This window comes from Fimbriimonadaceae bacterium (assembly GCA_023957775.1).
GTDB lineage: Bacteria > Armatimonadota > Fimbriimonadia > Fimbriimonadales > Fimbriimonadaceae > JAMLGR01.
This window is the reverse complement of record JAMLGR010000019.1, coordinates 56,381-77,608: the sequence shown is the minus strand read 5'-3', so window position 1 is coordinate 77,608 and position 21,228 is coordinate 56,381. Positions and strand designations below refer to the sequence as shown.

The 21,228-nt window shown below is 63.8% G+C and carries 16 protein-coding genes; 8 read left to right on the top strand and 8 right to left on the bottom strand.

Annotated elements, in window-relative coordinates; all coding sequences use genetic code 11:
• Positions 1-8 precede the first annotated feature (8 nt).
• Complete coding sequence (locus tag M9921_14710) at positions 9-1,373, bottom strand: HD domain-containing protein (protein MCO5298097.1); 1,365 nt, start codon at positions 1,371-1,373, stop codon at positions 9-11.
• 51 nt (positions 1,374-1,424) lie between these two features.
• The gene (locus tag M9921_14705) at positions 1,425-1,826 is read right to left on the bottom strand and encodes a hypothetical protein (GenBank protein MCO5298096.1); all 402 of its coding nucleotides are present in this window, start codon (positions 1,824-1,826) and stop codon (positions 1,425-1,427) included.
• A gap of 87 nt (positions 1,827-1,913) precedes the next feature.
• Between M9921_14705 and M9921_14700 the strand changes: the two genes are divergently transcribed.
• Complete coding sequence (locus tag M9921_14700) at positions 1,914-3,962, top strand: Zn-dependent oligopeptidase (protein MCO5298095.1); 2,049 nt, start codon at positions 1,914-1,916, stop codon at positions 3,960-3,962.
• Between the two features lie 297 nt (positions 3,963-4,259).
• Positions 4,260-4,601, top strand: a complete 342-nt coding sequence (locus M9921_14695; protein ID MCO5298094.1) for a hypothetical protein — start codon at positions 4,260-4,262, stop codon at positions 4,599-4,601.
• 33 nt (positions 4,602-4,634) lie between these two features.
• Here M9921_14695 and msrB read toward each other — a convergent pair whose 3' ends face one another.
• Positions 4,635-5,141: a peptide-methionine (R)-S-oxide reductase MsrB gene (msrB, locus tag M9921_14690; GenBank protein ID MCO5298093.1), complete on the bottom strand. Its 507-nt coding sequence runs from the start codon at positions 5,139-5,141 to the stop codon at positions 4,635-4,637.
• 97 nt (positions 5,142-5,238) lie between these two features.
• Here msrB and M9921_14685 point away from each other — a divergent pair, with 97 nt between their 5' ends.
• The 3 genes from M9921_14685 to M9921_14675 are packed head-to-tail and all read left to right on the top strand — an operon-like array spanning position 5,239 to position 11,425.
• Positions 5,239-7,092, top strand: coding sequence for a CocE/NonD family hydrolase (locus M9921_14685; GenBank protein MCO5298092.1), 1,854 nt, complete (start codon positions 5,239-5,241; stop codon positions 7,090-7,092).
• A gap of 23 nt (positions 7,093-7,115) precedes the next feature.
• A complete protein-coding gene (locus M9921_14680) occupies positions 7,116-9,626 on the top strand; it encodes a prolyl oligopeptidase family serine peptidase (GenBank protein ID MCO5298091.1) in 2,511 nt (836 codons plus the stop codon).
• Entirely contained in the window at positions 9,623-11,425 is a 1,803-nt protein-coding gene (locus M9921_14675; protein ID MCO5298090.1) for a CocE/NonD family hydrolase, read from the top strand. The genes M9921_14680 and M9921_14675 overlap by 4 nt, the downstream gene beginning before the upstream one ends.
• Positions 11,426-11,488: 63 nt before the next feature.
• Here M9921_14675 and M9921_14670 read toward each other — a convergent pair whose 3' ends face one another.
• Positions 11,489-12,274, bottom strand: coding sequence for a TylF/MycF family methyltransferase (locus tag M9921_14670; protein MCO5298089.1), 786 nt, complete (start codon positions 12,272-12,274; stop codon positions 11,489-11,491).
• Positions 12,275-12,584: 310 nt separating this feature from the next.
• On the opposite strand from M9921_14670, the gene M9921_14665 reads away from it, so the two are divergent.
• Positions 12,585-15,086: a prolyl oligopeptidase family serine peptidase gene (locus M9921_14665; GenBank protein MCO5298088.1), complete on the top strand. Its 2,502-nt coding sequence runs from the start codon at positions 12,585-12,587 to the stop codon at positions 15,084-15,086.
• Between the two features lies 1 nt (position 15,087).
• Here the strand turns inward: M9921_14665 and M9921_14660 are convergent, their stop codons facing one another.
• From M9921_14660 to M9921_14645, 4 genes are read right to left on the bottom strand one after another with little or no spacing between them, the layout of a single operon-like run.
• Positions 15,088-16,056, bottom strand: coding sequence for a transglutaminase family protein (locus M9921_14660; protein ID MCO5298087.1), 969 nt, complete (start codon positions 16,054-16,056; stop codon positions 15,088-15,090).
• Positions 16,057-16,060: 4 nt separating this feature from the next.
• Positions 16,061-17,011, bottom strand: a complete 951-nt coding sequence (locus tag M9921_14655) for an alpha-E domain-containing protein (GenBank protein MCO5298086.1) — start codon at positions 17,009-17,011, stop codon at positions 16,061-16,063.
• Positions 17,008-18,444 carry a circularly permuted type 2 ATP-grasp protein gene (locus M9921_14650; GenBank protein MCO5298085.1) on the bottom strand — a complete coding sequence of 479 codons (1,437 nt, stop codon included), beginning with the start codon at positions 18,442-18,444 and terminating at the stop codon, positions 17,008-17,010. Before M9921_14650 ends, M9921_14655 begins: the two co-directional genes overlap by 4 nt.
• 44 nt (positions 18,445-18,488) lie before the next feature.
• A complete protein-coding gene (locus tag M9921_14645; GenBank protein ID MCO5298084.1) occupies positions 18,489-18,980 on the bottom strand; it encodes a DinB family protein in 492 nt (163 codons plus the stop codon).
• Positions 18,981-19,124: 144 nt separating this feature from the next.
• On the opposite strand from M9921_14645, the gene sufC reads away from it, so the two are divergent.
• Positions 19,125-19,883 (top strand): Fe-S cluster assembly ATPase SufC, encoded by a 759-nt coding sequence (gene sufC, locus M9921_14640; GenBank protein MCO5298083.1) that lies wholly within the window; start codon positions 19,125-19,127, stop codon positions 19,881-19,883.
• A gap of 4 nt (positions 19,884-19,887) precedes the next feature.
• Entirely contained in the window at positions 19,888-21,222 is a 1,335-nt protein-coding gene (gene sufD, locus M9921_14635; protein MCO5298082.1) for a Fe-S cluster assembly protein SufD, read from the top strand.
• The last annotated feature ends 6 nt before the right edge of the window (positions 21,223-21,228 follow it).

Below are 21,228 nucleotides of genomic sequence, written 5' to 3'. Positions count from 1 at the left end.
AGGGCGCCCTAGGCGGCCAGGGCCTGACGCCGATTGCCGAAGATGGCGTGCACGGCCTCGACGCAGTCCGCGTCGATGCCGACGTCCGCCTCCCGTTTGAGAAGCCGCAGCACCTCGTCCAACGGAAGGGCGGCCCGGTACGGGCGTTGCGCGGAGAGCGCGTCGAACTGTTCCGCCACGGCGAGGATGCGCATCTCGAGATCCAACTGGTCTGCGTCCAGTCCGCGCCAGTAGCCGCGTCCATCCAACCGCTCGTGGTGGGCGGCGGCGATCTCCGCCACGCGCGCAAATCCCTCGATGCCGTGCAGGATTTCGTACGAGCGTCGCGCGTGGGTCTTCACGATCTGGAACTCCTCGGGAGTCAGGCCCCCGGCTTTGTCGAGTACGGTGTTCGGAACCGCGAGATTGCCCAAATCGTGCAGCAGCGCCGCGCGGCGGAGGCGCCCGCATTGGACCTCGGAAAGCTCGAAGTAGGCGGCGATTGCGCCCGCGTAGCGTGCCACGCGCGCGGAGTGCTCCCCAGTAAACGCAGACTTGGCATCGACGATCCCTGCAAAGGCCTCGCTCAAGCGATCGATCGCCCCGGACTCGCGCGACTCTGCCAGCGGAGGCGTCTCCAGCTCGACTGGCTCTCCCTGGGCATGCCGGGCGTGATCGCGCCAAAACTCGGTATCGGTTTCGAAGGCGAGCGCTGCCCGCACCATGTCGGGATCGAACCAACGTCCCGCACGCTCCTGCGCCACGTCGTAGCCGACGTGTCCACCCTCGGCTGTCGTGAACACTTCGAGGGTCTGGCTCAGGCAAAGGACCCGGGCCAGAACCGGAATGGCACGCTCGGAAAGTCCTTCGGGACCACCCTGGCCATCCCAGTGCTCGTCGAGCGAGAGAATCGCGCGGGCGACATCCTCCCCAAGCCCCAGAGTGCGCACGATCCCCGCCCCTCGGGCGCTGCGGACGCGAATCGCCTCCTCCAGCACCCTGCTCGGAGAAACGGTCATCCCGGCGAAGTAGCGCAGCCGGGCCAGCCAAGAGCGTTGGGGTCCCATCTGCGTGACCGCAAAGCGGGTCGTGTGGCTGGCTTGGCTCCAGTCCACGAACTTGATGGCTCCTTTGCTCGCGACGTCGTCGCAGCGAAAAGCCTCGGCGATCGGAGCGGCGCTCGCCGAGCCTCCGCTGTCTTTGAGCAGGGCCGCCCAGTACAGGCTCCAGCGCTCGCCCTCCGACAGACCCAGCTCGACGGCGAGCCGTTGAGCGATCCGCGCGGTTCGAAATGCGTGGCCGGCGGGCACGCCCTCACCGAGGTCGAGCGCCCGGCTCAAATGGGTTAGGACGCATCCCAGCGTCGGGCTTTCAGGGCTTCCCTGCGTTTCCATCCCTGCAATTGTCGGATCGTGGAGAGCCCCTCTGAAGCCTGGTAAGAGCGACTACGTACCTACCGCGAGCGGCAGCGCCGCCAACCCGATCAGAGCGACTGCGAAGTACCCGGCAAGCACCGCCGCCCCCACATAATCCTTGGCGATGCGCTGGCCGGTGAAGAGCATGAGCAACGTGGTCGCCGCCAACCCGAGCCCGACCGTGGCCCAGTCTCCGGGGAAGAACCAGAGGGAGGCCGCGCCCACCAGGCAGAGCACCCCGCTCGCAAACTCCATGACTGTCACGGAGAGCAGCATCGCCGGCACGAAACGGGCTAGCGGGGTCTTGGCGAAGTGGCCCTGCAGAAACTCGAGGTTGCCCTGCCGATCGAACAGCTTGTCCAAGCTCGATTGGAGAAACGCCGCGGCGAAGAACAGACAGGCGAGCGTCGGCACCAAGTTTTGGGGTTCCATCGTTAGGGTAGCGACGACGCATCGGCAGGGTTCGATGCGCCAAGCCTTGACGCGGGGCGCCTCGGACGCGTATGAAGGAGAACAATGATGAAGTTTCAGCGATCCCTCAAGTTCGCCCTAGCGGCGGCGATGCTGGTGGCAGCCGCGTTCGCCCCGGCGTTCGGGACTCCACGCTCCGAAGACACGAAGATTCCGCCGGCGGTCGCCGCGGCACTCAAGAAGGCTGAGGCCGGGATCGACTGGATCGTCGCCGTCCCCGACTCAAAGCGCAATTTCGACAACACCCTCGGTGCCCTCGACCGCGTCCTCGCGCGACTGGATCGCGAGACGTCCCTCACGCTCTTCATGCAGTTCGTCTCGACGGATCCCGCCGAGCGCGACGCGGCCCGGGCGGCCGACGAGGAGGTGAGCAACTGGTCGATCGCCCTTGGCAAGAACGAAGATTTGTACAAGGCCGTGAAGGCCTATGCCGCAACGAATCCAAAGCTGGAAGGCGAGGAGAAGCGACTTCTCGAGCACACCCTCCGCGATTACCGGCGCGCCGGCATGGATCTCACCCCCGAGAAGCGAAAGCGCCTCCAAGAGATCGAGGTCGAGCTCAACAAGCTGAGCATCGAGTTCGATCAGAACATCGCGGAGGACGAGACCAAGGTCGCCTGCACCGCCGAGGAGCTGAAGGGACTGCCCGAGGACGTGCTGAACCGCACCCCCCGCAGCGGCGATCTCTACCTCGTGGGGATGGACGCGCCCACGTACGGCGCCGCGCAGGAGTTTTGCGAAAACGAGGCCACGCGCCACAAGCTCTACATCGCGCACAAACGCCGCGGCGGGACGCGCAACATCCGCATTTTGGAGAAGCTCATCAAGCTGCGCGCCGAGGCCGCCCAGCTCCTTGGCTACAAGAACCGCGTGGACTACGAGGTCGAGACGCGGATGGCCAAGAACTCCGAGACGATCCGCAAGTTCTACGACGACCTGATCCCCATCGTCAAGAAGAAAGCCGACAAGGACGAAGAGGAGCTCGTCGCGGTCAAACGCAAGCACACAGGGGACCCGAACGCGGTTCTCAACGTGTGGGACTACACGTACTACAAGGGCGTGCTGCTCAAGGAGAAGTACGCCGTCGACAGCGAGAAGGTGCAGGAGTACTTCCCCCTCGAGGCCGTGGTCAACGGGATCTTCGACATCACGTCGAAGCTCTACGGCATCGAGTACCGGGACGTCACGTCGAAGGCCTCCGAGCTGGGGATGCCGATCTGGCACGCCGACGTGAAACTGTACGAGGTGTGGGACAAGAAGACCGGCAAGATGCTGGGGCGGCTCTACACCGACCTGTTCCCGCGCGAAGCCAAGTACAACCACGCCGCGTGCTGGGGCCTCCAGCCGCGTGAGGAGGCTTCGAGCCCGGAGGTGCATCTGCCTCTGGCCGCCTTGGTGTGCAACTTCACGAAGCCGACGGCGGACAAGCCTTCGCTGCTCCCGCACGACGAGGTGGAGACGTTCTTCCACGAGTTCGGCCACGGGCTCCACAACATCCTGACCCACGTCAAGTACGCGAGCTTCTCGGGCACCGCGGTGGCGCGGGACTTCGTCGAGGCGCCGTCGCAGATGATGGAGAACTGGGTGTGGAACCGCGAGGTGCTCAAGACGTTTGCGAAGCACTACAAAACCGGCGAACCGATTCCCGACGATCTGCTCGACGGCATGTTGGCCGCGCGCAACGTGGGCAGCGGGATCGAGACCGAGTTCCAACTGTTCCTCGGGGAGATGGACCAGGCGTTCCACACCGTGCCCAGCGGCGACGTGGACACCACGAAAGTGATGTACGACGTGTTTGAAAAGACCCTGCCGTACAAGCGCGTGCCCGGAACGTTCTACCAGGCGGCGTTCGGCCACCTCACGGGCTACCAGGGCGCGTACTACGGCTACCTCTGGTCGCTCGTCTACGCGCAGGACATGTGGCAGCGGTTCGAGGAGCTGGGTGTGCTGAACCCCGAGGCGGGTCAGTACTACCGGGAGAAAATCCTGGCCAAGGGCGGCACCGAGGACGAGATGGACATGCTTCGGGACTACCTCGGCCGCGAACCGAAGGTCGACGCATTCCTCAAACACCTTGGACTGAGCGGCAACAACTAGTGTAGTGTCTCACTAGTTTCCCAGCGGGCCGTGGCGAAAGGCGCAAGAGGCACCCCTCGCCCCTCCGGGGGAGAGGGGCTGGGGGTGAGGGGTCCGGATCGCTGGAATTGAAGCTGAAACCGCGCAAAACGGGCCCCTCACCCCAACCCCTCTCCCCCAGAGGGGCGAGGGGCCCGGAGGGCCCAACCGGGGCCTCGCTGCCCTGAGATTATTGACTCACTACACTAGGAACCTCCAGGTAGCCACCGGGCGTGCGAGCCCCTACCAGACAGTCCGTCGAACCGTTACAATCGGTGTATGTTAGGCGGACTTCTCGGACTTGTACGATCCAGCGATGCGCAAATCTCGATCACCTCTCGCACCCCGGAGCGTTCCCACGAGGCCAAGACGCTTGAGATGAGGGTGGATGCCCTGGAACTGGCCTGCGCAGGCCTGTGGCGGTTGCTCAAGGAGCATCACGGCTACACGGACGAGCAACTCGTCGCGTGGGTGGACCACGTGGATCAGGAGGACGGCAAGAAGGACGGCAAACGGACGGTCAAAGGCTCGGTCTGCCCCCACTGCGGCCGTCCCGCCCTCACTCGGTCCCGCGGCAAGTGCCTCTGGTGCGGCGCCGAAGTCCCAAGAGAGCCCCTGTAAGGCCCCTCACCTCTGGGCATCCAAGATGCCCTCCTACTCCTTCTTCTTGAAGGTGAGGACCTCGGAGTTGATGCAGAACCGCTTGCCGCCCTTGTCGCGGGGGCCGTCGTCGAACACGTGGCCCAGGTGGCCGTCGCAGCGCGCGCACAGCACTTCGACCCTGCGCATGCCATAGCTGTTGTCCGGCCGCTCCCAGATGGCGTCTTTCGAAGCGGGCTGGAAGAACGAGGGCCAGCCCGTGCCCGAGTCGAACTTCGCTTCGGACTTGAACAGCGGGAGCCCGCAACCCACGCAGAAGTAAGTGCCCTCGAGGTGGTTGTCGTAGAACACGCCGCAAAACGCGGCTTCGGTGCCCTTGTTGCGGAGGATCTTGTACTGCTCGGGGGTGAGCTGCTTCTTCCACTCGGCGTCGGTCTTCACGACCTTGTCCGGCCGCTTCGGGCTGAGGGGGTCAGTGCCGCTGCTCTGATCTGTGCCTGTCGTCATCGCAAACACCGTACCCGCCGCGATCGCCGCAGGAATGATCCACATCCAGTTCATGCCTATCCTAACTCACAAGGGTCCAGAGAGGTTCCACGGAATCCGTCCGCAAGCCCGGCGAGAGGAGTCCTGGAGCGTGAGGGCGAACCCTCTTCCCATGCGACACCGGTGGATCCTCCTCTTCCTTGCCGCGGCGAGCCTCGCGTCGGCTCAGCCGGCCTACGTTCGGGAGCATTTCGACAAGCGGGAGGTGGAGATTCCCATGCGGGACGGGGTGAAGCTGTTCACCTCGATCTACATCCCCAAAGGGGTGACCGACGCGCCGTTCCTCATGCAACGAACGCCGTACTCGTGCCGCCCCTATGGCCCCGACGCGTTCCGGGGAAGCCTCGGCCCCGAGTCCGAGTTTACGAAGAAGCCCTACATCTTCGTGTATCAGGACGTGCGCGGGCGGTACATGTCGGAAGGCGAGTTCGCATGGATGCGGCCGTTCAAGCCGCTCAAGAAGCCGGGGGAGGCCGACGAGACCACCGATACGTGGGACACGATCGACTGGCTGCTTGAGAACGTCAAACCCAACAACGGCCGCGTCGGGGTGTACGGCACCTCCTTCCCCGGACACTACGCCGCGCAGTGCCTCATCCACCCCCATCCCGCGCTGAAGGCGGCCGCGCCCCAAGCGCCGATGGCCGACAACTGGCTCGGCGACGACATGCACCACAACGGCGCCTTCTGGCTGCCCCACGCGATGAACTTCATCGCGGGGTTCGGCAAGAAGCGCGACGGCCCCACCCAAGACTACGGCCCGCGCGTGTTCCAACACGGTACGAACGACGGCTACAAGTTCTTCCTCGAGATGGGCCCGCTCAAGAACGCCAACGCCAAGTACCTCCACAACCAAATCGCGATTTGGAACGAGTGGATGGAGCACGGCGACTACGATGCCTACTGGCAAGCCCAGAACGTCCCGCAACACCTGCGCAACGCCGGCGGAGTGGCGATCATGACGGTGGGGGGCTGGTTCGATGCCGAAGACCTCCAAGGACCGCTCCGGATCTACCGCGCGATCGAACGCTTCACCCCGCAGAACCAGAGCACCCTCGTGATGGGGCCGTGGTACCACGGATCCTGGAACGGTGGGCCCGGAAACTCGCTGCACGACATCGTGTTCACCGTGCGCACCGGGGAGGACTACCGCACCAAGCTCCAGATGCCCTTCTTCGAGAAACACCTGCGCGGCGTCGGCGAAGCGGACATCCCGGAAGCGATGATGTTCGACACGGGCGCCGACCGCTGGAGCCGATTCGACCAGTGGCCCCCTGCCTCGGCCAAGCCGGTGAGCCTCTACCTCCGATCGGGCAAGAGGCTCTCGTTTGCGGGTGAGAGCCGTGGGAGCCGGCCCGTGTTCGACGAGTACGTGAGCGACCCCGCCCATCCCGTCCCCGTGTCGGCGACCGTTTCCACCGGCATGCCCCGCGAGTACATGCTCGAGGATCAGCGGTTCGTCGGGAGCCGCAAGGATGTGCTGACCTACTCCACGCCCCCGTTGATCGAGGACGTCACCCTGCTCGGCCCGGTCACGGCGTCCCTGTACGTGTCGACCACCGGAACGGACAGCGACTTCATCGTGAAGCTCATCGACGTCCTGCCCGACGACGCGCCCAACGACTCCCCTCGCGGTCCGAACGTGAAGATGGGCGGATACCAGATGATGGTGCGCGGCGAACCCATGCGCGCGAAGTACCGGAACTCGTGGTCGCACCCCGAGCCGATGGTGCCGGGCAAGCCGACAAAGCTCGAGTTCGCGATGCCGGACGTGTTCCACACGTTCCTGAAAGGCCACAAGATCATGGTCCAGGTGCAATCCTCCTGGTTCCCCGTGGTCGACCGCAACCCGCAGACCTTCGTGAACATCTACACGGCTGACGCGGGCGACTTCCACAAGGCCACCCAGCGCGTGTACCTGTCGGGAGAGACCCAAAGCGCGATTCGGGCGATGCGGCTCCGGTAGGCCGTTGGCGCCTGGAAGTTCTTATGTGGAAGCTTGTCGTTGCCCTCTGTGTCGTTTCGGTATTGGCATACCCTTCTCAAAGCAGGCAGGGACTTAGCGCGGACAAAGTAGATCGCTTCCTGGACTCTCTCATGAAGACGGAGTCGATCTCCAATCCCAATTATGAGCATTACGAGTTTTCACCTGATGGAAACTGGGTGGTCTTCACGATTGCCCGCAGCTTCCAGGAGGATGACATCTATTCGCTTGGCGATTCAAGAAAACTGCCTGGGGGCATTCCGGTCACGTTTCTCCGCCAAGATATCTGGATCGCCAGCACAAGAACAGGAAAGCTCGCGCGAATCACCAACGGCAAGCCCGAGAAGAGAAGCTATTGGCATCCGGTATGGGCTCCCAACAGCAAAGACCTCGCTTTCTACGGCGACAAAGACGGGCAGATCGTCCTCTGGCTGTGTCGCAATGCCCAGGCACACAATGCTCACATCACACAGATCGAAGGCCCGAGACTCAAATCTACCCTCTTTCAGCGAGACAGACCTGCCTGGACCAAGGACGGGAAGAAGGTGCTTATTCCGCTTCTCCCTGAAAGCGAGACCAGAGTAGACCCCGGAGTGGATGACAATCCCCTCTTCCTGATCCCCAAGATTTACAAGTCATTCCTGGACCCAAGGGGTGCTACGACCTCCAGCGTTCTTCGCTCCGAGTCTCCGTCAGATATCAGCCGCTTCCTGATCGCTGAAAACCGGGTCGACCTGGGAATCCTGGATATTGGCTCGGGCAAGTTGGAGCGACTGTCCGAGAACAAAGATGTCATGCTTTGGCAACTGTCCCCTGATGGGAAGACTCTTGCGTATAAAACCTTTAAGCGAGTGATCCCAGGGACTTTCATCCAGCTTTTTGATCTTTATGTCATGCCGTCAGAAGGTGGTGCCGCGCGTCTCCTTATGGAAGACGTGGAGGACAAGCTCCTTTGGTCCCCGGACAGCCGCTCCCTTTTGGAGAGGAAGAATGGGGAGCTCTACGTGGTTGATGTGCGCGGCACATTGAGGATGATCACTCCAGGCAAGGACCCATCTTTCGAGAAGGTCTTTCCCCAGCCCGATGTCTTGCGGGCGTCGGTAGGGTCATATCTCTGGTCTCCGGATGGAAGCCATGTATTGGCTCAGAATAAAGAAGGGTGGTGGTCTCTATCTTCGGACGGAACTCAGCCACCGCAGCGGACGTTTGCTACAGAGGAAGAGACGGCCAATGTAAATATATCCGGAGTCTTGAGAGTTAAGGGAACTGGATACGCCTTTAGCGAGGATGGCAGGTCCGTCCTTCTCGAAACCACTGATACCGCTAATTCGAGAAAGAATCTCCTGAAAGCGGACTTGAAGAATGGTGCCATGCATCTGTTATCGGATCGTGTGCCGCAATACACAGCCTTGTATGATCTCCACCTGGGGAGGAGCAACAGCTCCATTCTCTATTCTAAGAGTGATATGGATGTGGACAACCTGTGGTGCTCGGAGTTCTCCTTCATAGACCCAGTGCGGATCACCGATCTAAATTTGCACATCCATGAAATTCCGACAGGAAGAAAAGAGCTCTTCAGGTACCACAATTCAGATGGCCAGGACTTGAAAGGCGCTCTACTCTACCCACCAGCCTATGTCAAGGGTAAACGCTATCCCGTTGTTGTAATGGTATATGCAGGTACGTTGGTGACGACCCTCGAGCGAGCTTTCCCGCTGTCCTTTAATCCCGTGCTCTGCCTCCCTCAACTTCTCTCTCAATGCGGATACGTCGTCATGCAGCCAAGTATCCCACTCTCTCCTGAGGGAGATCGAGGGTCTCCTATCAATCAGATCCCTCCATCTGTACTCCCGGCGGTAGACAAACTAGTGGAGTTGGGTGTGGCGGACCCCGACAACATTGGAGTGATCGGGCATAGCTACGGCGGATACACTGTACATGTATTGATCACGCAGACAAACAGATTCAAGGCCGCCGTGGCCCTTGCGGGTATTAGCGATTTGATCAGCAATAGCGGCATTTTCGATGCGCGCACCCGTTACAGCTTCGGGGGAGCCTCCTTCTTCTCTTCTTGGTCAGAAGCGGGACAGGGCCGAATGGGTGTACCACTCTGGGAAGACCGCCTCCGGTGGGTCGAGAACTCGCCGGTCTTCCATCTCAACAACGTCGAAACCCCTCTCCTCATGCTCCATGGAGACCTGGACTTCATTTCCATCGCACAGGCTGAGGAGGTGTATTCAGGCTTGGTGAGGCTTGGGAAAGAAGCTGAGTTCGTCCGGTATTTTGGGGAAGGTCATGTTCTGAGCAAGCCGATCAATATTCGTGATTCATGGCATCGAATCGTGGATTGGTTCGACAGGCTTCTAAAGCCAGAAATGAAACTCAATACCGCCAGTTCGGGTGAGCTCGCCAAGGTCAAGCCCACGATACCCGACACCTTCCAGGGACGACCCACTGGCCCTGTCGCTCCGCTGACAGGAACACGGTCACGACTCGGCGTAGTATGGAGATCGTGAATCCCGTCATCGTGGCCCTCGCCCTCCTGGCGCCCGCCCAGGATCCCTTCGTCGCCCGCGACCATTACACCAAGCAGGAGGTCATGATCCCCATGCGGGACGGGGTGAAGCTCTACACGGCGATCTACTCCCCCAAGAACACGGACGCGACCTATCCGATTCTTCTGCAGCGGACACCCTACGGCTCCGGCCCCTACGGTCCCACGATCAGGAACTCGATCGGCCCCTCGCGCGAGTTCGCCAAAGACGGGTTCATCATCGTCTACCAAGACGTGCGCGGCCGCTACATGTCCGAGGGCGCCCACGTCTACTGCGTGCCTCACCGTCCCGACAAACGCACGCCGCAAGACGTGGACGAAAGCAGCGACGCGTACGACACGATCGACTGGTTGGTGAAGAACGTGCCGTCCAACAACGGCCGCGTGGGGATTTGGGGTGTTTCGCAGCCTGGGTTCTACGCGTCCCACGCCCTGATCGACGCGCACCCCGCGCTGAAGGCGGTCTCGCCCCAGGCGCCCGTCACGGATCGGTGGCTGGGGGACGACGACCACCGCAACGGTGCGTTCACTCTGGCCCAGCGGTTCTCGTTCATGAGTTCGTTCGGTGCGCAACGCCCCGAACCCACCCCGCGAAGCGCGCCCGGATTCCGCATGCCTTCGGGAACCAACCTGTACGATTTCTTCCTGAAGATGGGCCCCTTAGCCAACTCCCACCAGTACATGAAGGACAACCTCTACTGGGCGGAGACGTTCCAACATCCGAACTACGACTCTTACTGGAAGGCCCGCGGCGTCGCGCAGTGGCTTCGCGAGGTGAAGCCCGCCGTGCTCGTGGTCGGCGGGTGGTTCGACGCCGAGGACTTGTACGGAGCGCTCCACACGTTCGGCGCAATCGATCGCCAAAGCCCCGACACCGAGCGGTATCTGGTCATGGGGCCGTGGTCTCACGGGCAGTGGGGCGGGGACTCCGGAGAGAAGCTCGGAAGCGTCGAATTCGGCTCGAAGACGGGCGAGTATTTCCGCGACCTGCAGTGGAGGTTCTTCCAGCACTACCTGAAGGGCAGCGACGTGGAGCCGCTTCCAAAGGTCACGGTGTTCAATACCGGCGCGAACCGGTGGCGCACCCTCGAGGCTTGGCCGCCCAAGGAAGCTGCCTACCAAGCGCTCTACTTCTGCCCGGACTCGACGATGCGGTTCACCGCGCCGCCCGCGGCAGCCAACAGCTACGAGAGCGACCCCGCGAACCCAGTTCCCTACATGGACCCGATCGGAAGCTCGGTCAACCGAACCTTCATGGTCGCCGACCAGCGTTTTGCCGAGAAACGGAAGGATGTGTTGACCTTCACAAGCGGACTGCTCGACAAACCCCTGACGGTGGCCGGAACGGTGGTCGCAGACCTCTGGGTCTCCACGACGGGCACGGACTCCGACTGGATCGTCAAGGTGATCGACGTGTTTCCCGACGACGCCGAAGGCGCCATGGCGGGATACCAGATGCTGGTGCGGAGCGAGGTGATGCGGGGTCGTTACCGCGAGAGTTTCGAGTTGCCCGAACCTTTCGTGCCCGAGAAACCCACCCACATGTCGTTTCCGATGCAGGACATCCTCCACACGTTCCTTCCCGGCCACCAACTCATGGTGCAGGTGCAGTCCTCCTGGTTCCCCCTCATCGACCGGAACCCCCAGAAGTTCGTGAACATCTACACCGCAAGAGCGGAGGATTTCCAGAAAACGACGCAGCGCATCTTCCAGGGAGGCACAACGGCTTCAAGAATCGATCTACCAGTACTGCCAGAGTAAGGCAATCCCGATTCCCGATTCCCGATTCCCGATTCCCGTCTCCCGATTCCCGATTCCCGTCCCCTACGGCTTCAGGATCACGCCCTGACCGGTGGGGAGATTGAGAATCTTCACGCCGCGCTCCGCGGCGAACTTGTCGAACGCGGTCTTCTGGTTCACGTGGTGCAGCCAGCAGTAGTCGTCCAGCATGATGATCCCGCCGCTCACCATCTTCGGCCAGAAGTGCTCCGCCGCGGCGATCTCGGGAACGACCGAGTTCATGTCGATGCCGAGGTAGGCGACCTTCTCGATCTCAACCGTGTGCAGGCTCTCCGGCACGCGGCCGCGCACGAGGCGCGCACCGGGGTAAGGCGCGAAGTTCTTCTGCGCGATCTCCCAGCAGTCCTCGTAGCTGTCCGCATGCACCTGGTCGAGCCCGATCTGCCGTTCGGCCTCCGTGAACTGGTCGTCGGGAATGCCGTTGAACGTGTCGAACAGCCAGAAGTTCTTGCCGGTTTCGTTGAACTCCGTGTACTCCATGATCGCGAGCGAGAAGATACCGGTGTTCACGCCGCACTCGACGAAGTCGCCTTCGAGCTGTTTGGCATGCCAGCCCGCCCAGCAGTAGAGGTGCACCCGCCACTCGATGTGCAGGTCGCCCCCGCCTCCGATCTTGTGCCCGCTGTGGATGCCGCGGTCGTACGCTTTGCGGAACCTGGGCTCGACCAGGCACGCGGGGTTGTGGTGCGTGGCGAACCCGTCGCCGATGTAGGTGTACGGCGCGCGCACGAACCGGTTGCCGTCGGCCGAATGGACGAGCACGCGGCCGTCGTCGAGGGGGAATTCGATTTGGAAGTTGATGCCTTGCATGGTAGGACCCAGCAAAATTGTCGGGGTGCAGGGACCGAATGACGAGGGGTGCGGTCAAGGACCCGCGGCAAGCCGCTCGGGTGCAGGGCGGCGAGCAAGCTCGCGCACTCCCAGACCCCTGACCACCGCCTGCAGGGCGGCGAGCAAGCTCGCGCACTCCCAGACCCGACCACCGCCTGCAGGGCGGCGAGCAAGCTCGCGCACTCCCAGACCCAACCACCGCCTGCAGGGCGGCGAGCAAGCTCGCGCACTCCCAGACCCCGGACCACTAGCAGGAACGCGCGCCCGGCCCGCGAACCTTGGGGCCAAGATGCAACTCCGGCCGTTCCTCCTCGTCGCTCTCGTCTCCTTCGGCACGCTCGGGCACGCGCAAGACGACCCGCTGAAGGCCGAATCGTATATCCTGCCGCCGCCGGAGATCGCGCGGCTCGTGGACGCCCCGCGCGATGAGAACACGCTGCTGACCAACCTCAGCCCCGACGGGACCCGGTTCCTGATCGCGCACTCGGGCGGCATGCCGACCATCGCCGACATGGCGCGCCCCTATGTGAATTTGGGCGGGGAGATGATCGACGTCGCCGCCAACCGCGACCGCACCCTGAGCGCGCGCGGGACAGACTCTTACGAACTCTACGAGTGGCGGACGGGCCGCACCGTCCCCATCCTCGCACCCAAAGACGCCAAGGTGAGCGGCGCCGCGTGGTCGCCCGACGGCAAGCGCGTGGCGCTCTTCTGCCACTTCGACAAGGCCACCTACGTCTACGTGGCCAACGCGGAAACGGGTGCGGTCCAACGCATCGGAGCCGAGCCCGTCAACGCCGCGCTCGTCACCAGGCTTCAGTGGGCGGGCAACCAGCGCGTCGCCACCCTGTTGATCCCCAAGGGACGCGGCCCCGTTCCCACGGCTCCCTCCGTTCCGAAACAACCCGAGGTCAAGGTCACGCAGCCCGGCAAGAACCCGACGCGCACGTACCGCGCGCTGCTGGAAACCGACTACGACCAGGAGCTTCTCGAGTACCTCGCCACCGCCCAACTCGCCCTCCTGGATGCGGCTGGCGGACGGCCGCAACTCGTCGGGAAACCGGCGATGATCAACGCGTTCGACCCCTCGCCGGACGGCAAGTACGTGCGCGTCACGACGATGCTCAAGCCGTTCTCGTACATCGTTCCGGTCAGCAGCTTCGGCACGGTCGAGGAGATCTGGGACGCTACGGGCAAGGTCCTCGCCGAAATCAGCAAACGTCCGCTGCGCCAAGGCAGCGCGGGCGGGGGCGGCGGCCCTCGGGGCGGGGCAGCAGCCAGCCAGAAGCGCGCGCTGTCCTGGCGACCCGACGGCAACGGCTTCTCGTACCTCGAACAGGCGCCCGCCCCACGATCCCAGGACGGCGGTGGCGACGAGCAAGGGCGCCAGGGCCGAGGCGGCGCAGGCGCCGCGCCCCCGGAGGGCGCCGACCGGAAGGATCGCGTCATGCAGTGGCTCCCGCCCTTCGGCAAGGACGACGTCAAACAGATCTACGAGAACGAGACCCGCATCGGCTCGGTGCGCTACTCCGAGGATATGCAGACGCTGTTCCTCACCGAAACGCGGAGCGGCACCGAGACGCTGTTTGCGGTGAAGCTCTCTGAACCCGGCGTCAAGATCCCCCTCTCTACGGACAAGGCCGACGACTTCTACGACGACCCCGGCGACCTCCTGATGAAGGACAACGCACTGGGCGTTTCCGTCGTGCGGCAGGCACCGGGCGGAGGGGTCTACCTCTCCGGCACCGAGTACGCCAAGGACCCCGAGAAGGACGCGCCGCGCCCCTTCCTCGACGCGGTGCCCGTCGGCAAGGGCGAAAAGGCCCGGGTGTGGCAGTCCTCGCCCGACGTCTACGAGACGATCGCCGCGGTGCTGGACGACACGCTGGAACACGTCGTGCTCACACGCCAATCGCCCAGCATGGTGCCCGACTCGTACCTGCGCGAAGCGTCCGGCTCCCTAAAGAAGCTCACCGACAATCGGGACTTCGCTCCAGAGGTGACCCAGGCTCCCAAGACCCGTTTCAAGGTGAAGCGCGCGGACGGGTTCGAATTTTGGGTGACCGCCCGCGTGCCCAAATGGCACCTCGGGGGCGTGGGCCTCAAGTCGTTCTTCTGGTTCTATCCGCGCGAGTACACCGACCAGAAGCAGTACGACGAGGGTGGACGGCGCTACAACAAGAACGCCTTCCCGGCCATGGGCGCCAGCACCAAGGACTACCTCGTGGTCCTGGGATACGCGGTCATCGAACCGGACTGCCCGATCGTCGGCCCCGAGGGCCGCATGAACGACCTCTACGCCCTGAACCTGCGGATGAACCTCGCGGCGACGATCGACGAGTTGGAGCGCCGAGGCATCTCCGACCGCACGAAGCTGGCCATCGGAGGTCACTCGTACGGCGCGTTCAGCACGGCCCACGCGATGATCCAGACCCCCTACTTCAAGGCGGGCATCGCCGGCGACGGCAACTACAACCGCACCCTCACCCCGATGGCGTTCCAAGCGGAGCAACGGTTCCTCTGGGATGCGCGTGAAACGTACACCACCATGTCCCCGCTCCTCTACGCCGAACAACTCACCGGCGCGCTCCTGATGTACCACGGGATGGACGACCAGAACGTCGGGACCGATCCGATCAACTCCGACCGCATGTTTCAGGCCCTCGAAGGGCTCGGCAAACCCGCCGCACTCTACAAATACCCCTACGAGAACCACGGCCCGGTCGCGCGCGAGACGCTGCTCGACATGTGGGCGCGGTGGATCGCGTGGCTCGACAAGTACGTGAAGTAGGCTACTGTTGCTGCTGTTGCTGTTGGGGATCGGCGATTTCGTCGAGGCCGATGGCTCGCGCCTTTCGGTTGGGGACCTCGGTGTAGACGGGGACTTCGATCTGGCCGATCTCCTCGCGTAGGTTCATCACCCCGGTCTTGTCGCTCGGCGACGTTCGGACCTCGGCGGTAAGCGCCTCCGTGGCCTTGCCTCGGTAGATGCCTCGGTTCGGGGCCACGTCGTCGTAGTGGCGGCCGAATCCCACGACCACGTGATGTTCGAACGGCACTTGGTTGTGCGTGGGATCGAAGGCGACCCACCCGTAGGTGGGCGCGTACGCCTCCACCCACGCGTGACTCTCGGCCGGCGCGTCGTTCTCGCGCTGCACGTGCAGGTAGCCGCTCACGTAGCGGCACGGAAGGCCCCGGAGACGAAGCAGCGCAAGCGTGAGGTGGGCGAAGTCCTGGCACACGCCCGAATCGTGCGTCAGGACCTCGTCCGTGGTGGTCGCAAAGTTGGTGCTGCCCGGCCGGTACTCCAGGTGCTCGTGCACGAAGCGCCCGACCTCGTGAAGCTGCTCCCCGACCGGGGCGCTGGCAGGCACCTTGATCTTCTTCGCAAGCCGCTCCAACGCCTTGGAACGGAGCACGGGACCGCCAAAGGTCGTGAAGTCGCGCAAGGGCCCCTGGGCCTCCGCACTGGGGATCGGATCGGTGACGAACTCGAGCCCCGGATACTGGGGCTTCGTTTCCACGAGCGACCGTGAGACCACCTCGATCAGGTTGTGGTAGTCCGGCACGCCGAAGTGGTGGACGGAGTTGCCGTTCCAGTCCTTGTAGCGAAAGACCTTGGTGGGCGGCCCCACCGCCAGGAAGAACGAGTTGAGGGATTGGTGCTGGGTCGTTCGCGGCTCGACGCGCAGCTCCATCCACGACTCGCTGATGAAGGCATCGTACTGAAACGTGAGGCGGTGTTCGATGTCCAAAAGCATCGGCTCAGGGTGCTCCTTGTCGGGTGATCAGGTCGTGGGTCTCCGATAGGCGGTGGAGCACTTCGTTGAGGAATGGGCCCACGTCCTCAAGCTCCATCACGCGCTCCTCGTCGTACGTCATGTCCGCATCGAGTTTTCCCATGACCCGCGCCGCGGTCCGCAACCCCGAGTCGCCCGCGGGGAGCGAGGAGAGATAGGCCTTCATGCGGCCGACCCCGCACCGGACAGCCCGAGGCGTGGAGGGATCGAACAGCAGGAATCGCGTAACGGTCTTGGGGTCCAACGCGGCCCCGTGCGCCCGACGGTAGTTCTCAAGGGAGGCGAGGGAGAGAAGCAGACTGCGCCACCCCGCATAGAAGAGCGAAGGATCGACTTCGTGCTCGATCGTGGAGAGCACCGGAAGCTGCACGCGCATGACGAGGAGCGACCGCTGGGAGCGCTCCATCGCTTCGCCGAGCTTCATGTAGGTCCAGCCCTGGTCGCGGGTCAGCGTGTGCTCGATCGCTCCCAACATGGTGAGAATGCCCAGGTGCGTATGGCTGGCCAAGTCGTGGGCCTGAACGGCGTTGCGCAGACCCTTGCGCCGGTCCCGGAGTTCCCGGTGCGTCTCGTTCAGCGTGGTGAACACCTCGCGTGTGAGCGTCTCGCCGATCGAGCGTGCGTTGTCGCGGGCACGGGCCAGCGAGCTGAACACCGACATCGGATTCTCCTCGTCGAGAAGGAGCGATCGCACGTGCGGCACGATCAGGCCCGAGCTCTTTCCGAGGGCGACGGGCGACGCGCCGGGAAGCGCGGCGAGGACCGCCTCCCACTCCCGGTGCGCGAGCCTGTCGTCCAAGCCCTCCAGCTCCACCGAAAAGTCGCTGGCGACCATGAGCAGCCTCGTCACGTTCTCGGCGCGCTCGATGTACCGCCCCATCCAGTAGAGGGCGTCGGCGACTCGGGCCAGCATCATGGCGCACGCTCCTCGAGCACCCACGTATCCTTGCTTCCCCCGCCCTGCGAGGAGTTCACCACATACGACCCTTCGCGCAAAGCGACGCGGGTCAGCCCTCCCGGAAGGATGCGGACGCGGTCGCCGAACAGGATGAACGGTCGAAGGTCCACCCGCCGGGGACGGAACGCACGATCGAGGTGCGTGGGGTGGCTGGAGATCTCCACGAGCGGCTGCGCGATGTAGTTCGAAGGGTCCTTCCGCATCTTCTGACCGTACTCGGCGATTTCAGCCTTCGTGGCGAAGGGTCCCATCAGCATGCCGTACCCGCCCGCGCCGCTCGTGGTCTTGACGACCAGCTCGTCGAGATGGTCCATCATGTACTTGAAGTCCTGCTCGCGGAAGCCCGTATAGGTTGGAACCTGCTGCAGCAGCGGTTCCTCGTCCAGGTAGTACTTGACCAGCGCAGGAACATAGGCGTAGACCGCCTTGTCGTCCGCCACGCCCGCGCCCGGCGCGTTGGCGATGGCGACGTTGCCGTCGCGGTACGCGCTGATCAGCCCCGGAACGCCCAAGATGCTCTCGCGATCGAAGGTGAGCGGGTCGAGGAAATCGTCGTCGATGCGACGGTAGATCACCTCGACGCGGCGTTTTCCCTCGGTAGTGCGGACATAGACGTGGTTCTCCTCGACGACGAGGTCGCGCCCCTCCACCAGGCTGACCCCCATCTCGCGGGCGAGGAACGAGTGTTCGAAGTAGGCGGAGTTGAACGGCCCCGGACTGAGCACGACCGCCAGCGCCCCTTGGCTCCACCTCGGCGCGACGTAGGCGAGGGTGTCCAGAAGCATGCGCGGGTAGTTGCGCACGGGACGCACGGGGTGGGAGGCGAACAGTTCGGGAAACGTGCGCTGCAGGAGGTTTCGGTTCTCGAGGACGTACGAAACGCCGCTCGGGCAGCGGCAATTGTCCTCCAGCACGCGGTACGTGCCCGCATCGTCGCGGATGAGGTCGGTGCCGACGACGTGCGTGAACACCTTGCGCGGCGGCACGACGCCAAAGACCTCGCGCCGGTAATCCTCCCGCGTGAGCACAAGCTCCCAGGGGATGATCCCATCGTGGAGGCAACGCTGCTCCGTGTAGACGTCGAGCAGGAAGAGGTTGATCGCCGTGACGCGCTGGACAAGGCCGCGTTCGAGCTGCTTCCACTCATCGGCCGGAATGATCCTGGGAACGAGGTCGAACGGGAAGACGCGCTCGACGCCCTCGTCCTCGCCATACACGTTGAACGTGATGCCCTGATTGAGAAGCGAAACGTCCTGCAGGCGCTCGCGCCGCAGGATTTCGCGCTCGCTCATGGCCCCGAGGAGCTGGACCACCTGCTGGTAATGGCTGCGAGGGTTCTCCACCCCCGCAAACGCCTCGTCGAAGCCCTTGCTCTCTGAAATCCACTGCATGACCGGTAGGCCCAACCTACCCGCTCAGGCAGTGTTCGAGGAGGCTACGCGGCCTTGGGGAACTCGGGGTGGCTGCGCAGGCTCCAGATCTTCCCCGCATGCAGCGCGGTGCCTTGGGCGACGCGCACCAGCCCCTCGCGGGCATTCACCACCTCCCCTTCGGGCGTCGGCACGGTGACCCGCTCCCTGGCGTTCGGGGGAGTGGCCACGACGGCCGAGAAGAGCTCGTACGTTCGGGCCAGCGCCTGCTCGACCGAGTCGCGGGTCAGCTCCTCCTCCGAGATGGCATCGGGATCCTCGAGGAACTTGGGAAGGGCGAACGAATCGAGCCGGGCGTCGAACCCGGGCTCGTCGGGATTCCGCCCCGCGAGGCGCGTGCCCCAATAGTGCTCCGAACCCGCGACATGATAGAGCAGCCGCGCGATCGACGCGCCCGTCTCGGGACAGCGCCAAGCAAGTTGCTCGTCCGTCAATCCGTTGTAGGCGTGTCGAACCCGGTCGCGCGTGAACTGCCAAATCGCCGCAAGATGTGCCATTGATGGAATTATCTGTCGCGAGCGGCGCCACCCTTACCCCCAGGGATGCCAGGATCGCGCGACAGGCCCGCCATTCAATCTTGACTTTTTGGTAAACTTTGTCCAACACCGCCGTAGAAAGACGAGGCGGGACGAAGAACGAAGATGCTCGAAATCAAGAATCTCCACGCAAAGATCGAGGACAAAGAGATCCTCAAGGGAATCGACCTGTCGGTGAAGGCCGGCGAGGTGCACGCCATCATGGGTCCCAACGGGTCCGGCAAGAGCACCTTGGCCCAAGTCGTGGCCGGACGCGACGAGTACGAGGTCACCGACGGCTCCATCGAACTGGCCGGGCAGGACGTGCTCGACATGGACCCCGAGGAGCGGGCGGCCGCGGGCATCTTCCTCGCCTTCCAATATCCCGTCGAAATCCCCGGCGTGTCCAACATGTACTTCCTGCGCGCCGCGGTGAACGCGATCCGCAAGAGCCGTGGCGACGCCCCGATGGACGCCATGGCGTTTCTCAAGTTCGCCAAGGAGAAGGCCGCCGCGCTCAAGCTCGACGCGGCGATGCTCAACCGCTCGGTGAACGAAGGGTTTTCCGGCGGCGAGAAGAAGCGCAACGAGATCTTCCAGATGGCCGTTCTCGAACCCAAGCTGTGCGTCCTGGACGAAACGGATTCGGGGCTCGACATCGACGCGCTCCAGGTGGTGGCTTCCGGCGTCAACGCGCTGCGGAGCCCGGATCGCGCGGTCGTGGTGGTGACCCACTACCAGCGCCTGCTGAACTACATCGTCCCCGACTTCGTGCACGTCCTGATGGATGGGCGCATCGTGCGCAGCGGCGGCAAGGAGTTGGCCCTCGAGATGGAAGCCAAGGGCTACGGCTGGATCCAGGAGGAGCTCGCGGCGAGCCGCTAGGACCATGGGCAACGACCTTCTCGAACGCACTCCGACCCTCCTGGGCTCCCTGCAGGAGCGGGTCCAAGCGCTCCTCGACGATTCGCCCGAGTGGCTGGCCCGTCTCCGCCGCGCCGGGGCCGATACGCACGCGGCGCTCGGGATACCCACCACCAAGCACGAGGAGTGGAAGTACACGAGCGTGCGCGGTCTGGTGGAAGCCGGTCCGTGGTCGCCCGCCCCACAGGGTTCTGTGACCCAAGCGCAACTGCAGCCCTGGACCTTCCCCGGTCTCGAGCAAACCCTGGTCGTGCTCGTGAACGGGCGCTACGCTCCGCAGCTTTCCCGACTTGGCGGAGAGGCCGCGGTCGACGTGCAGCCCCTGATCGACGCCGTCGGGGACACCCCGGAGCTGGCCACCAAGGTCGACGCCGCGACCGACGTCGCGAACCACACGTTTGCCGGCCTCAACTCGGCGCTCTTCGAGGGCGGCACCTTCCTCCGGATCCGGAAGAACCAGCGGGCGGCCAGGCCGATCCACGTCCTGCACGTCGCGACCGAGGGCGGGGCGAGCTTTCCACGCCTCCTCGTGGTATCCGAAGAGGGCAGCGACGCCTCGTTGATCGAGAGCTACGCGTCCGTTGGGGAGGCCGCAGGCTTCACCGATGCCGTGACCGAGGTCTACGTCGCCTCGAACGCCCATCTCGAACACATCAAGGTCCAGCGCGAGAACGCGGAGTCGTTCCACATCGCGCTCACCGGCGTGCGACAGGCCCCGGACAGCGCCTACAACGGCTACAGCGTCACCTTCGGGGGCGCGTTGACCCGCAACGACCTCAACGTGTACCTGGCGGGGTCGAACATCCACAGCCGCATGGACGGGGTGTACGCACTGAACGGCGATCAGGTGTGCGACAACCACACGCGCCTCGACCACGCGTTCCCGCACTGCGACAGCTTCGAGGTGTACAAGGGCGTGCTGGACGGGCGGTCCAAGGGCGTGTTCAACGGAAAGATCTTCGTGCACCAGGACGCACAGAAGACCGACGCGAAGCAAACGAACCAAGCGCTTCTGCTCTCGCCGCACGCGTCCATCGACACCAAGCCCCAGCTTGAGATCTTCGCGGACGATGTGAAGTGCACGCACGGCGCCACGGTGGGGCAGCTCCGAGAGGACGCGATGTTCTACCTGCGCTCGCGCGGCATTCCCTTCAGCGAAGCCGAGGCGCTCCTCGTGTACGCGTTCGCCAGCGAAGTGCTCGAGAAGATCACGGTCGCCGAGGTGCGTACGGAGTTGGAGCAGGAGCTGTTCCGGAAGTTGGCGGGCGCCAAGGATGCCGCACCGGCCCCGACGGCATAGGGCACA

Coding starts and splice junctions, on each gene's coding strand:
- M9921_14710 (MCO5298097.1), bottom strand. CDS start 1,373: ATGGAAACGCAGGGAAGCCCTGAAAGCCCGACGCTGGGATGCGTCCTA.
- M9921_14705 (MCO5298096.1), bottom strand. CDS start 1,826: ATGGAACCCCAAAACTTGGTGCCGACGCTCGCCTGTCTGTTCTTCGCC.
- M9921_14700 (MCO5298095.1), top strand. CDS start 1,914: ATGAAGTTTCAGCGATCCCTCAAGTTCGCCCTAGCGGCGGCGATGCTG.
- M9921_14695 (MCO5298094.1), top strand. CDS start 4,260: ATGTTAGGCGGACTTCTCGGACTTGTACGATCCAGCGATGCGCAAATC.
- msrB (MCO5298093.1), bottom strand. CDS start 5,141: ATGAACTGGATGTGGATCATTCCTGCGGCGATCGCGGCGGGTACGGTG.
- M9921_14685 (MCO5298092.1), top strand. CDS start 5,239: ATGCGACACCGGTGGATCCTCCTCTTCCTTGCCGCGGCGAGCCTCGCG.
- M9921_14680 (MCO5298091.1), top strand. CDS start 7,116: ATGTGGAAGCTTGTCGTTGCCCTCTGTGTCGTTTCGGTATTGGCATAC.
- M9921_14670 (MCO5298089.1), bottom strand. CDS start 12,274: ATGCAAGGCATCAACTTCCAAATCGAATTCCCCCTCGACGACGGCCGC.
- M9921_14665 (MCO5298088.1), top strand. CDS start 12,585: ATGCAACTCCGGCCGTTCCTCCTCGTCGCTCTCGTCTCCTTCGGCACG.
- M9921_14660 (MCO5298087.1), bottom strand. CDS start 16,056: ATGCTTTTGGACATCGAACACCGCCTCACGTTTCAGTACGATGCCTTC.
- M9921_14655 (MCO5298086.1), bottom strand. CDS start 17,011: ATGATGCTGGCCCGAGTCGCCGACGCCCTCTACTGGATGGGGCGGTAC.
- M9921_14650 (MCO5298085.1), bottom strand. CDS start 18,444: ATGCAGTGGATTTCAGAGAGCAAGGGCTTCGACGAGGCGTTTGCGGGG.
- M9921_14645 (MCO5298084.1), bottom strand. CDS start 18,980: ATGGCACATCTTGCGGCGATTTGGCAGTTCACGCGCGACCGGGTTCGA.
- sufC (MCO5298083.1), top strand. CDS start 19,125: ATGCTCGAAATCAAGAATCTCCACGCAAAGATCGAGGACAAAGAGATC.
- sufD (MCO5298082.1), top strand. CDS start 19,888: ATGGGCAACGACCTTCTCGAACGCACTCCGACCCTCCTGGGCTCCCTG.